The organism is Kitasatospora sp. NPDC059812 (assembly GCF_042732075.1).
Classification (GTDB): Bacteria; Actinomycetota; Actinomycetes; order Streptomycetales; family Streptomycetaceae; genus Kitasatospora.
Window position 1 is genome coordinate 27331 of record NZ_JBHWIO010000081.1, and the last position, 12181, is coordinate 39511.

Consider the following 12181-nt stretch of genomic DNA (forward strand, 5'->3'; position numbering starts at 1 on the left):
AGCCGAAGCTACCCGGGATTAACTTGTGAGGCCATCACCTGGCACGTTCAGCCCCCGCCGGCGCCCGCAGCCGGTCACCACCGAAGGGAGCGCCGCCGTGCGCCGCACCGTGTTCAACGAGGACCACGAGGCCTTCCGGGAGACCATCCGGGACTTCATCGCCAACGAGGTCGTCCCGGTCTACGAGAGCTGGGAGGCCGACGGCCACCCGCCTCGCGACTTCTACCGGCAGCTCGGCGCGCTCGGCGTCTACGGCATCGAGGTGCCGGAGGAGTACGGCGGCGCGGGCGAGAGCGGCTTCAAGTACCAGACGGTGATCACCGAGGAGACCGCCCGGGCGGGCGTGAGCTTCGGCTCCTCGGGTGTGCACACCGCGCTGGTCCTGCCCTACCTGCTGGAGTACGCCACCGAGGAGCAGAAGCGGCGCTGGCTGCCCGGCTTCGTCTCCGGCGACATCATGACCGCCATCGCGATGACCGAGCCGGGCGCCGGCTCCGACCTCGCGGGCATCGCCACCACCGCGCGGCTCTCCGAGGACGGCACCCACTACGTCCTGAACGGCGCCAAGACCTTCATCACCGGCGGCGTGCTGGCCGACCTCGTCCTGGTGGTCTGCCGCACCGCCCCGTACGACCCGGACAACCGCCGGGCCGGCCTGTCCATCCTCTGCGTGGACACCACGTCCCCCGGCTACACGGTCGGCCGCAAGCTGCAGAAGATCGGCCTGCGCACCTCGGACACCGCCGAACTGGCCTTCAGCGACGTCAAGGTGCCGGTGGAGAACCTGCTCGGCGAGGAGGGCCGGGCCTTCTCCTACCTGACCCACAACCTGGTGCAGGAGCGGCTGGCGATCGCCGTCAGCGCGTACGCGTCGGCGGCCGCGGCGGTGCGGTTCGCGCTCCAGTACGTCAAGGACCGCAAGGTGTTCGGCAAGGCGGTGGCCGAGTTCCAGAACACCAAGTTCACCCTGGCCGACTGCGAGGCCCAGGTGGTGGCGCAGCAGTCGATGGTGGACCGCGCGCTGGAGCTGTACCAGCAGGGGGAGCTGACCGTCGCCGACGCGGCCGCCACGAAGCTGTTCTGCACCGAGTCGGCGTCCACCGTCATCGACAAGTGCCTTCAGCTGCACGGCGGTTACGGCTACATCCTGGAGTACCCGATCGCCCGGCTCTACACCGACAACCGGGTGTTCCGGATCTACGGCGGCACCAGCGAGGTCATGCGCAGCATCATCGCCAAGTCGCTCGGCCTGTAGACGGGGTAGGCAGGGCAGACGGGTCCACAGCCGCGGCGGGCCGCACCCCCATGGCGGCCCGCCGCACCCGGACGGGTGCGGGCACTCGGCGGGGCGGGCGGGTGCGGCCCAGGCGGACGGGTGCGGCTCAGGCGGACGGGTGCGCTCAGTTGGGCGAACCGTGCTCCGCGCGCCAGGCCTCCCAGCCCGCACTGGACGCCACCTTCGCCTCGCGCAGCGCCCGCTGGGCGAACGCGGCCGGCGCGGTCTCCAGGCTGCGCACCCAGCTGCGGCCCGCCGTGGCCAGCGCCGCGCACACCATCGCCGCCCCGGCCACGCCGAGCACGGCGCCGATACCGGTGAGCAGCGCGCCGCCCGCCAGCAGCGAGCGATTGACCTGGAACCCGCCGGAGACTGTCTCGTTGATCGCCATGCCTCCACGATGCGGGCACTCGCCGGGGGCTGCACGTCGAACGGCTCCGGGTGCGCGAGCCGAGCGCGTCCGCCAACCTGGGCACACGGCGCCGGTCCGGGCGCCCGGGGTCGGCCCGGCCCGCCGGGTCAGGAGGACACGCGATGCCCGATCTCGAACAGCTCGCCGTGGAACACCTCACCCGGGCGGCCGAGAGCCCACACGGGCGCAGCGCCCACCTGGTGCTCCACGACGGCGTCCTGCGGCAGACCGTGATCGCGCTGACCGCGGGCACCTCGCTGGACGAACACACCCCGCCGACCGCCGGCAGCGTCCAGGTGCTGCGCGGCCGGGTCTCGCTGACCATCGCCGGCCGGCACCAGGAGCTGCCGGTCGGACGGCTGGAGCCGGTGCCCCAGGAGCGGCACGGGCTGCTGGCCCACGTCGACTCGGTGGTGCTGCTGACGGTGGTCACCGCCTAGCGGGGCGGCGCCGTCGACAGCGGGCGGCAACTGTTCAGCGGGCGACGGGCGACAGCGGGCGACGGGCGGCAGCCGTCAGCGGGCGACAGCGGGCGGTGACGGCACCGCGGGGCTGAGCACGCTTGCGCTGACCAGCCGCAGCCCGAGCAGGAAGTCCCGCCCGCTCGGCGCCAGTTCGGGGGCGGCCAGCCACTGGGCGGCGTACCCGGCCAGCAGGGTCTGATAGAAGGAGCCGCGGGCGATCTCCTCCTCGGTGTCCGGCACTTCGGGCAGCCCCTGGAACAGCGCGGCGAGACCGAGCCGGCCCTCCTTCTGCGCCTCCGCGAACGCGTGCGCCAGCTCGGGCGCGTGCGCGGCCTGGGCGAGCGCCTCGAACTGGGCCGCCCAGAGCCCGCGGTGCTCGGTGAAGACGGTCCTGAGGCCGTCCCAGACCGCGGCGAAGCGCTCCTCCGGGTCGTCCGACACCCGGTTGGCGGCGTCCACCACCGCGCCCAGGGCCGCCCCCATCTCCCCGATCGCCTCGATCATCGCCGCGTTGAGCAGCGCGTCCTTCGAACCGAAGTGGTAGCCGATCGCGGCCAGGCTGACGCCCGAGGCGGTCGCGACGTCACGGGCGGTGGTGCGCCCGTACCCCTTCTCGTACAGGCAGCGCTTGGCGCCGGCCATCAGGTCTTCGCGGTTTCCCATGACCCGATCCTACGGAAGGACTGCACAAATGTCTTGCACGAATGTCTCGCACGACCGTCTCGTACATTCGTCTCGCACGATCGATTTACACATATGTACTAGACAGGCGTCTGACACGCCCGTACCGTCTTCCCCATGACCGCAACCACCGGCCGCGCAGGCCGTCGCGAATGGATCGGCCTGGCCGTCCTCCTGCTCCCGACCCTCGTCCTGGCCATGGACATGGGCGTGCTCTTCTTCGCCGTCCCCTTCATCTCCACCACGCTTGCGCCCAGCGGCACCCAGCAGCTGTGGATCATGGACATGTACTCGTTCCTGCTCGCCGGGCTGCTCATCACCATGGGCTCGCTCGGCGACCGGATCGGCCGCCGCCGGCTGCTGATGATCGGCGCCGCCGGCTTCATCGGCGCCTCGCTGCTCGCCGCCCGGGCCGACACCGCCGGCCAGCTGATCGCCGCCCGCGCCCTGCTCGGCGTCGCCGGGGCCACCGTGATGCCCTCGACGCTCGCGCTGATCCGCAACATGTTCCACGACCCCAAGCAGCGGCAGATCGCCCTCGGCGCCTGGGGCGGCGTCCTCACCGCCGGCGCCACCCTCGGCCCGGTCGCCGGCGGCCTGCTGCTCGACCACTTCTGGTGGGGCTCCACGTTCCTGGTCGCCGTCCCGGTGATGGCCCTGGTGCTGCTCACCGCGCCCGCCCTGCTCCCCGAGTACCGCTCCACCGCACGCACCGGCCGCTTCGACCTGCCCGGCGCCGCGCTCTCGATGGCCGCGATCCTGCCGCTGGTCTACGGCGTCAAGACCCTCGCCGTGGACGGCTGGAGCCCGCTGCCCGCCCTCGCCGTCCCGGCCGGCCTGCTGCTGGCCGCCGCATTCGTCCGGCGCCAGCGCACCGCCGCCGACCCGCTGATCGACCTCGGCCTGTTCCGGATCCGCACCTTCAGCGGCGCGATCAGCGTCAACACCATCGCGATGTTCGCGATGATGGGCTTCGCCCTCTTCACCTCGCAGTACCTGCAACTGGTCAAGGGCATGAGCCCGCTCACCGCCTCGCTCTGGTCGCTGGTGCCCAGCGTCGGCGTCGGCGCGGCCGTCGGCACCAGCTCGGCGCTGGCCGGCAAGGTCCGCCCGGCGGCCCTGATGGGCGGCGGATTCCTGGTCGGCGCGGCGGGCTTCGCGCTGATGACCCAGGTCGGCGCGCACTCCCCGCTGGCGCTCATCCTCGTCGCGGCGGGCGTCCTCGCCGCCGGCACCGTCGGCACCATGACCATGACCGCCGAAATGGTCGTCTCCGCCGCCCCCGTCGAGCAGGCCGGCGCCGCCTCCGCCATCTCCGAGACCGCCGTCGAACTCGGCAGCTCACTCGGCATCGCCCTGCTCGGCGCGGCCGGCGCCGCCGTCTACCGCCACCAGCTGGACGGCGCCCTCCCCGCGGGCGTCGACGGCGAGGCCGCCCGGACCGCCCAGGACACCCTCGGCGGCGCGGTCACCGTCGCCGGCCACCTGCCCGGCCGGATCGGCACGGACCTGCTGGAGACCGCCCGGGCCGCCTTCACCGACGGCCTGCACGTCGCCGCGGCGGTCGGCCTGGTCTTCGCCCTCGGCGCCGCCCTGCTGGCCTACCGCCTGATGCGCCACCTCCCCGCCGCCCCGGCCCCGGAGACCGCACCCGAGGCCGTCACCGTCTGACCCACCAGGACCGATCCACGCGAGTCATCGAGAGCCCCCGCCCCCACGGGCGGGGGCTCTCCGCCGTTCCCGCCGGCCCCTACCGGTGCCGGTAGACCTCACGACGGTTGCCGACCGCCATGACCCAGACGATCAGCACTCCGTCTTCGACCGTGTACAGCACCCGGTAGTCCCCCACCCTCAGCCGCCACCGGGCTTGGTGCCCCTGGAGCGACTTGATGTCGAAACCCGAGGTGTCGCCGACGTCCAGCGCCTTCTGCAACTCGGCGAGGCGGTGCAGGATGCGGACAGCGTCCGGCCTGGGCACCTTGAGAAGATCCCGTTGCGCGCCAGGACTGAACCGCGTGACATACCCCATCGCGCTCAGCCGTGGTGTTCGCGGAGCATGGCGGCCATTTCCTCCAGCGACACGGAGCCTTCGAGGCCCTCGGCCTCTGCCTCGTCCGCAAGGCGGTTCAGCCACTCGTCTTCGGCCTGCTCGGCGACTTCCCGCAGGCGCTGGTACTCGGCGATGTCGATCACCACCGCCTCCTGCCGACCGCGCCTCGTGATGATCGTCGGAGTCTCGTCACGTCGCGCCCGGTCGATCACATCCGCGAGATGACTCCGGACCTCGGCCATCGACTCGATCACTGGCTCGCTCATGACGTCAATGTAGCAGTTGTACATCTGTTGCTTATCGAGCCCGACGGGCGGGCCGGACGGTCCACCTGGGGGTGGAGGGCGGGGCGTCCACCCCCAGGGGCGTGCGTCGGCGGCCCCCGGGGAGGACCGTGAAGGGGTACTGGCCCGCCCCTCCTATCCGCCGGGAGCCGCCGCATGTCCCTGACGACCCTGCTCTCCCTCCTCGGCATGCTGTGCTGGGTCGGCTACGAGCTGATGCTGCGCCGCCGCGAGGACTCCGCCGCCGGCACCTGGCGCGCGGACGACCGCGACCGCGGCTCGACCCGGCTGCTGCTCGCCTGCTACGTCGCCGCGGTGCTGGTCGTGGTGCTGTTCGGCCGCGCCGGGATCGGCGAACTGCCGTCCTGGGCCCGCTGGTTCGGGATCGCACTGATCGCCGCCGGGCTGGCGCTGCGGGCCTGGGGCATGCGCACCCTGGGCCGCTACTACACCCGCACCCTGCGCACCGTGGACACCCAGCGCGTCGTCCGCAGCGGCCCATACCGGCAGATCCGCCACCCCGGCTACGCCGGCAGCCTGCTGGTCTGGACGGGCTACGCGCTCGGCCTGGGCAGCTGGCCGGCGGCCCTGCTGGTGCCGGCGCTGCTGCTCGGCGCGTACGGCTGGCGGATCGCCGCCGAGGAGCGGCTGCTGCTGGCCGCCTTCGGGCCGGAGTACGCGGAATACCGGCGGGTGTCGAAGCGACTCGTGCCCTTCGTGTACTGAACCGCCACCGATCGGGCGGTTGTCGGCTGCGGCCCCCGGCGACGGGAGCGAAGGGGCCCGAGGGGCGGGTGTTGCGCGGCGCGGTGCCGTGCGGGCTGGTCACGGGTGTGCGGGCCGGACCGGGCCGGTTCCGGCCGCTGCCGCGGGCGCTCGCGTTCCGCTCGAACGGCACCTGCTTTTTGGCCAGCGTTTCCCGGCCGGTGTATCCGTTCGCCGTCGTCGCCAGGCATACTGGCCAGCACGGGCGCTCGCCCACCCTTGACTCTAGACAAGAAGGGACCGGTGGCCAGGGATGCTGCGGAACGGTCTTGAGCCCTGGCACCTCCTGGTGGTGCTGGCGATCGTCATCCTGCTGTTCGGGTCGAAGAAGCTGCCGGAGATGGCCCGCGGCCTCGGCAAGTCGATGCGCATCCTGAAGGCGGAGACGAAGGCGCTGCGCGAGGACGAAGCCCCGGCGGACGCGGCGCAGAGCGCCGGCACCGCGCAGAGCACCGCCGCGCCGCAGCCGGCCGCCACGACCCCGCCGGCCGTCACGCCGACCAACGTGACCAAGGCCACCGAGACGAAGCGGCCCGAGACGGCCGTCTGAGTCCCGCTCTTTTCCGGAAGCCCCCGGTACCGTCCGATGACGGTGCCGGGGGTTTCTGCTGCATCCGGGCTGCTCACGGCGCTCCCGACTGGCCGTCCGATCTGATCCGTTATCTCCTGGTATGCACCTACCGGAGGAACGGAGTCGCGGCATGCCCACCGACGAACCGGGCGACGAGCCGCCCGTCAGACCGCCCGTCGGACCCCCGGGTGGACCCCCGGGCGGACCGTCTGCCGGACCGCCGGGCGGACCCCCCGGTGAACCCCCCGGTGAACCGCCCGCCGGGTCGCCCGACGAGCTGGCCGACCTGCGGGCCCGCCTGAACGCCGCCGAGGCCCACCAGGCGCGGCTCACCCGGCAGTTGGAGACCCGCCCGGACCGCCACCGGGTGCGCTCCCTCTTCGCCGTCCTGCTGATCCTGCTGGCCTGCGTGCTGACCCCGCTGAGCGCCGTCGCGGTGTGGGCGAGGTCGGAGATCGGCGACACCGACCGGTACGTCGCAACGATGGCGCCGCTGGCCAGGGACCCGGCGGTCAGAGCGGCCGTCACCAACCGGGTCACCGACGAGATCGTGACGCGGATCCCGGTCGACTCGCTGCTCGACACCATCGCCCCCGACGACCGGCCCAAGCTCGGCGCGCTGCTGAACGGCATCGGCCAGGCCCTCACCGACGGGCTCACCGGCTTCGTCCGCAACCAGGTCCAGCGGGTGGTGGACAGCGACGCCTTCGCCACCCTCTGGACGGACGTCAACCGGCAGGCGCACACCGCGATCGACCGGATGCTGACCGGGCAGGGCGGCGGCGCCGTCGAGGTCAGGAACGACACCGTGGTGCTCGACCTCGCCCCGGTGATCGCCCGGGTGAAGACCGCGCTGGTCGACAACGGGCTCACGCCGGCCGCGAGGATCCCGGAGATCCACACCTCGTTCACGCTGGTGCAGTCCTCCGCCATCCCCAAGGTCCGCACCGGCCTGCGGCTGCTGGACCTGGCCGGCTTCTGGATGCCGGTGCTCACGCTGGCCTGCGCGGTCGGCGGGGTGCTGCTCGCGGTCCGGCGGCGCCGGGCGGCGGTCACGGTGGCGCTGGGGATGGCCGGCGGGGCGCTGCTGCTGGGCATCGGGCTGAGCGTGTTCCGGGCCGTCTACCTGGACGGGCTCCCCGCCGGGGTGGACCAGTCGGCCGCCCAGGCGGTGTACGACGCGCTGGTGCGCTACCTGCGCTCCGCCGTCCGGGTGGTGATCGCGCTCGGCCTGGTCGTCGCGCTCGGCGCCTGGATCAGCGGCGGCGGGCGCTGGGCCCGCACCGCGCGCGGCGGCTGGCACGCGGGGCTCGGCGCGGCGCGGACCACCGCCGAACGGGCCGGGCTGCGGCTCGGCCCGGTCGGGCGGTTCGTCCACCGCTGGAAGGCCTGGCTGGGCTGGGCGGCGGTCGCGGGCGCGGCGCTGGCGTTCGTGCTGTGGAGCTATCCGACGGTGCTGGTGACGCTCTGTCTGGCGCTCGCGCTGGTCGCCGTCCTGGCGGTGCTGGAGCTGCTGGACGAGCCCGGCCGACCGGACGGAGGAGCCCCGGCCTCCGCCTGAGGGGCGGTCGGCGGGGGCCGGTACCGCGGCCGCCGCCGACCCGCCCCCGGACGGTCCGGCCCGAACGGCCCAGCCCGGGACGCGCCCGACCCGGCGCAGCCGCAGGCTGGACGCGATGTCCGGAAGCCAGCCACCACCACCGCAAGGCCGGGTCGACCCGAGGTCCGCGCTCTGGCTGCTGGGCGCCTGCACCGCGCTGATCCTCGCGTACTGGATTCTCCCCCTGCGCCGGCTCGGCTACCACCACCCCGTCCTCAGCTGGCTCGTGTTCACCGCCGCGCTGGTCGGCCTGAGCGGCCTGCTGCTGGCGAAGACCACCGCCGTGCTGCGGGGCGACGCGAAGCGCCCGGTGGCCTGGCTGTCCTTCCTGATCTTCCTCGCGATGACCATCTTCGCCGCGACCTACTACGTCATGGCCGCCCGTCCGGGCGATTTCGATGGGCTGGTCACCCGGCTCGACGCCCTGTACTTCACCGTCGTCACCCTGGCCACCGTCGGCTACGGCGACATCACCCCGGCCGCACAGGCGCCCCGCCTCGTGGTGATCCTGCAGATCGGGTACACCTTCGTCTTCCTCGCCACGGCGGCGGGGACGCTGTCGCGGGCGATCCGGGCGAACGTCGAGACCCGGAGCCACCGCAAGCCGTGACGTTGTCCACAGGCTGTGGACGGCCGCGCCCGATCGGTCAGGATTCGAGAAGCACGCCCGCGCGGCCACACCTAGCATCGGCGCCATGGACATCACCATTCACACCAGCGTCCTCCCGCACGACGACCCGGACGCGTCCCTGGTCTTCTACCGCGACGTCCTCGGCTTCGAGGTCCGCGGCGATGTCGGGCAGGGCAAGATGCGCTGGATCACCGTCGGCCCCGCCGGGCGGCCCGACACCTCCATCCTCCTGGCGCCGCCGGCCGTCGACCCCGGGGTCACCGAGGACGAGCGCCGCACCATCGCCGAGATGATGGCCAAGGGCACCTACGGCTGGATCCTGCTGGCCACCCGGGACCTCGACGGCACCTTCCGGGCGGTGCAGGCCGGCGGCGCCGAGGTCGTCCAGGAGCCGACCGAGCAGCCGTACGGCATGCGCGACTGCGCCTTCCGCGACCCCGCCGGCAACCTGATCCGCATCCAGGAGCTGCGCTGAGCCGTCCGGCCGCGCGCCGACCGTACGGGCCGTGCAGTCCCTGACGGCCGCGACGGCCGGAGTCGGGCCCGATGAGAGGAGTCCTCCCGTGTGTCACCCCTCGTGGGCCCGCGCCCGCGCGGCGGCGCAGCGCCTGAAAGACCTCGCGCGGCTGCGCCGCGTCCGGGACCGGATCGACCGCGAGTACGCGCGGCCGCTCGACGTCCTGGCGCTCGCGCGCGACGCCGGCCTGGCGGCCGGGCAGCTCAGCCGCGAGTTCCGGCTGGCCTACGGCGACTCGCCGTACGGCTACCTGGCGGCGCGGCGCGTCGAGCGCGCGGCCGCGTTCCTGCGCGGCGGCGGCCTCGGCGTCACCGCGGTCCGCCGCGCGGTCGGCTGCACCTCGCCGGACGCCTTCCGCACCCGCTTCACCGAGCTGGTCGGCATGCCGCCCGACGACTACCGGCGCCGCGCACGACGGGCCCCCGGACCGGTCAGGATTCGAGAAGCCCCGGCCACCGGGCCGCGCCTAGCGTGGAGGACATGACTTCCATCGACTCCCTCATCCTCGACGTGGCCGACCCCACGGCCGCCCGCAGCTTCTACACCACCGCCTTCGGCCTGGACACGCAGCTGCGCCTGCGGGCCTCGCAGGAGCCGACCACCGGCTTCCGCGGGTTCACGCTGTCGCTCACGGTGTCCCAGCCCGCCACCGTCGACGGCTTCGTCGACGCCGCCCTCGACGCCGGCGCCACCGCCCTCAAGCCCGCCGCGAAGTCGCTCTGGGGCTACGGCGGCGTCGTCCAGGCCCCGGACGGGACGATCTGGAAGATCGCGACCTCCGCGAAGAAGGACACCGGCCCGGCCACCCGGCGGATCGACCGGCTCGTGCTCCTGCTCGGAGTCGCGGACGTCTCCGCGAGCAAGCGGTTCTACGTCGACCGCGGCCTCGCCGTGGCGAAGAGCTTCGGCCCGGTGTACGTCGAGTTCGCCACCGGGTCCAGCCCGGTCAAGCTCGCGCTGTACAAGCGCCGGGCCCTCGCCAAGGACGCCGGAGTCTCCCCCGACGGCAGCGGATCGCACCGGCTCGTGATCGGCGGCACCGCCGGAACCTTCACCGACCCGGACGGGTTCGCCTGGGCGGCCGAGCAGCCCGCGGCCGCGCGCTGAAGCGCCCCGTCGGACAGAACTCGGGCCCTGCGGTCACCAGTCCTGGTTGTCGGCGGCCGTGGCGTGCAGGGTGATCAGCAGGGCGCCGAGGCGGGCGTTCCAGTTGGCGCTGGTGGGGCCGTCGATGGCGTGCTTCTTGGCCAGGTCGCGGATCACCTTCTGGGCGTCCTTGAGCTCCTGGGCCGCGTCGTCCGGATTGCCCTCGTTGAGGCGGGCGGAGGCGTCGTCGAGGATCCGCAGCAGCTCCGCCTGGCGGTCGTGCTCCTTGCCCCCGACCGGGGTCTGGACGACGGCCTGGCGGAAGGCGTTGAGCTGGAGGGCCGCCCCCTGGTTGCGGGGAATGCCCGGGTTGGGGGCCGTGGGGAGACCGGCCGGGGTGGTGGGGGCCGCGGTGGTGGGCGTCGGGGTCGCCGCGGGGGTGGACGCACGGGCCGGGGTGCTGGGCGCGGCAGCCGGGGTGCTGGGGGCGGTGGCCGCCGGCGGCTTGGCGGGAGCGGGGGCGGCGGCGTTGCCGGCGGGCTCGTCCAGGGCGGCGACGGCCAGGGCGGTGACGCCGGCGAGTCCGGCCACGCCCAGCGCGCCGAGGACGAGGGGCCTGCGGCGGCGGTTGCGGTTGCGGCCGGCGGCCCCGGGCGGGGCCTGCCGGACGGGCGCCATCAGCGAAGTGGCCGGCGGGGCCTGCGGGACGGGCGCCATCAGCGAAGTGGCCGGCGGGGCCTGCGGGACGGGCGCCATCAGCGAGGTGACGGCCGGGGCCTGCGGCGGGAGCAGGGTGGTGTGCTGCTGGTTGGGGTTCACCGGCCGTACGGGCGGCAGCAGTTGGGTGGCGGCGGCGGTGGCGAGGAGTTCCGCCGTCGGGTCGCCGACCGCCAACCCGGGGATGGTGGAGAGGAGTTCGGCCCGCGCCGCGACGGCGTCCGCCGGCCGGTCGGCGGGGTTCTTGGCGAGCAGGCGCAGCACGGCCGCGTCCAGCGCGGGCGGCAGGCCGGGGCGGCGGTAGGACGGCGGCAGGGGCTGCTCGCTGACGTGCTTGAAGGCGATCGCCACCGGCGTCTCGGCGGTGAACGGCGTCTCGCCGGTGAGCATTTCGGTGAGCACGCAGCCGACCGCGTAGAGGTCGGTGCGGCCGTCCAGGGGCGAGGCGGTGGCCTGCTCGGGCGACAGGTAGGCGGCCGTACCGAGCACGCTCGCCGTCTGGGTCAGGTTGCTGGACGAACCGGCCCGGGCGATGCCGAAGTCGACGACCTTCACCCCGCCGTCGTCGGTGATCATGATGTTGCCGGGTTTGATGTCCCGGTGGACCAGCCCGGCCCCGTGCGCGACCGCCAGCGCCTCGCAGACCGCCGCCGCGATGCCGACGGCGCGTTCCACCGGCAGACCCGGCTGCTGCGCCAGCACGGCGGCGAGCGAACGGCCGTGGACGAGCTCCATGACGATGAACGGTGTGCCCTGGTCGACGCCCGAGTCGAAGACCATGACGATCCTCGGGTGCACCAGCATGGCCGCGTGCTGCGCCTCGCGGCTGAACCGCTCGGCGAAGCGGGGGTCGTCGGCGAGTCCCCCGTTGAGGACCTTGACGGCCACCTGACGGCCCAGCACGTGGTCCAGCCCGCGCCAGACGGTGGCCATGCCGCCGACGCCGATTATCTCGACGAGTTCGTAACGCCCGTTCAGCGCCCGTCCGATCACCTGGAACTCCCCTCACGTGCCGTGCCCGGTGTTCCGGGCCGCCGCGTGGCCCCCGGCCCGCAACACGCCCCCCCCGCCCCCCCCCCCCGGGGCGGGGGGGCGGGGGGGGGGCCGGGGGCGGTGTACCCGAAACG

General features: G+C 73.7%; 15 protein-coding genes. 10 read left to right on the top strand and 5 right to left on the bottom strand.

The genetic code is table 11. The features are described from left to right. The first annotated feature begins 97 nt into the window (after positions 1-97). Positions 98-1255, top strand: a complete 1158-nt coding sequence (locus ACFV6D_RS30510) for an acyl-CoA dehydrogenase family protein (protein WP_380380317.1) — start codon at positions 98-100, stop codon at positions 1253-1255. A gap of 145 nt (positions 1256-1400) precedes the next feature. Here ACFV6D_RS30510 and ACFV6D_RS30515 read toward each other — a convergent pair whose 3' ends face one another. Beyond that, positions 1401-1667, bottom strand: coding sequence for a hypothetical protein (locus ACFV6D_RS30515; RefSeq protein WP_063348761.1), 267 nt, complete (start codon positions 1665-1667; stop codon positions 1401-1403). A 143-nt stretch (positions 1668-1810) separates the two neighbouring features. Here ACFV6D_RS30515 and ACFV6D_RS30520 point away from each other — a divergent pair, with 143 nt between their 5' ends. Further along, positions 1811-2128, top strand: coding sequence for a hypothetical protein (locus tag ACFV6D_RS30520; RefSeq protein WP_063348760.1), 318 nt, complete (start codon positions 1811-1813; stop codon positions 2126-2128). Between the two features lie 75 nt (positions 2129-2203). Here the strand turns inward: ACFV6D_RS30520 and ACFV6D_RS30525 are convergent, their stop codons facing one another. Then, positions 2204-2815, bottom strand: coding sequence for a TetR/AcrR family transcriptional regulator (locus tag ACFV6D_RS30525; RefSeq protein WP_380561973.1), 612 nt, complete (start codon positions 2813-2815; stop codon positions 2204-2206). A 135-nt stretch (positions 2816-2950) separates the two neighbouring features. Here ACFV6D_RS30525 and ACFV6D_RS30530 point away from each other — a divergent pair, with 135 nt between their 5' ends. After that, a complete protein-coding gene (locus ACFV6D_RS30530; RefSeq protein ID WP_380561975.1) occupies positions 2951-4504 on the top strand; it encodes an MFS transporter in 1554 nt (517 codons plus the stop codon). Positions 4505-4583: 79 nt separating this feature from the next. On the opposite strand, the gene ACFV6D_RS30535 is transcribed toward ACFV6D_RS30530, so the two are convergent. Then, positions 4584-4862 (bottom strand): type II toxin-antitoxin system RelE/ParE family toxin, encoded by a 279-nt coding sequence (locus ACFV6D_RS30535; RefSeq protein ID WP_063348757.1) that lies wholly within the window; start codon positions 4860-4862, stop codon positions 4584-4586. Positions 4863-4867: 5 nt separating this feature from the next. Beyond that, positions 4868-5149 (bottom strand): type II toxin-antitoxin system Phd/YefM family antitoxin, encoded by a 282-nt coding sequence (locus ACFV6D_RS30540; protein ID WP_244293429.1) that lies wholly within the window; start codon positions 5147-5149, stop codon positions 4868-4870. Positions 5150-5323: 174 nt separating this feature from the next. Here ACFV6D_RS30540 and ACFV6D_RS30545 point away from each other — a divergent pair, with 174 nt between their 5' ends. From ACFV6D_RS30545 to ACFV6D_RS30575, 7 genes are all read left to right on the top strand, one after another. After that, positions 5324-5893: a methyltransferase family protein gene (locus tag ACFV6D_RS30545; RefSeq protein ID WP_380561977.1), complete on the top strand. Its 570-nt coding sequence runs from the start codon at positions 5324-5326 to the stop codon at positions 5891-5893. Positions 5894-6185: 292 nt separating this feature from the next. Next, the gene (tatA, locus tag ACFV6D_RS30550; protein ID WP_063348755.1) at positions 6186-6482 is read left to right on the top strand and encodes a Sec-independent protein translocase subunit TatA; all 297 of its coding nucleotides are present in this window, start codon (positions 6186-6188) and stop codon (positions 6480-6482) included. A 151-nt stretch (positions 6483-6633) separates the two neighbouring features. Further along, a complete protein-coding gene (locus ACFV6D_RS30555) occupies positions 6634-8064 on the top strand; it encodes a hypothetical protein (protein WP_380561979.1) in 1431 nt (476 codons plus the stop codon). A 115-nt stretch (positions 8065-8179) separates the two neighbouring features. Continuing rightward, positions 8180-8713, top strand: a complete 534-nt coding sequence (locus tag ACFV6D_RS30560) for a potassium channel family protein (RefSeq protein ID WP_079135787.1) — start codon at positions 8180-8182, stop codon at positions 8711-8713. 85 nt (positions 8714-8798) lie between these two features. Continuing rightward, on the top strand, positions 8799-9209 hold the full coding sequence (locus ACFV6D_RS30565; RefSeq protein WP_380487873.1) for a VOC family protein: 411 nt from the start codon (positions 8799-8801) through the stop codon (positions 9207-9209). 88 nt (positions 9210-9297) lie between these two features. After that, a complete protein-coding gene (locus ACFV6D_RS30570) occupies positions 9298-9735 on the top strand; it encodes a helix-turn-helix domain-containing protein (protein WP_380561981.1) in 438 nt (145 codons plus the stop codon). Then, positions 9732-10358, top strand: coding sequence for a glyoxalase (locus ACFV6D_RS30575; protein ID WP_380346440.1), 627 nt, complete (start codon positions 9732-9734; stop codon positions 10356-10358). The genes ACFV6D_RS30570 and ACFV6D_RS30575 overlap by 4 nt, the downstream gene beginning before the upstream one ends. A gap of 33 nt (positions 10359-10391) precedes the next feature. Here ACFV6D_RS30575 and ACFV6D_RS30580 read toward each other — a convergent pair whose 3' ends face one another. After that, positions 10392-12047, bottom strand: coding sequence for a protein kinase (locus tag ACFV6D_RS30580; RefSeq protein ID WP_380561983.1), 1656 nt, complete (start codon positions 12045-12047; stop codon positions 10392-10394). Positions 12048-12181: the final 134 nt, after the last annotated feature.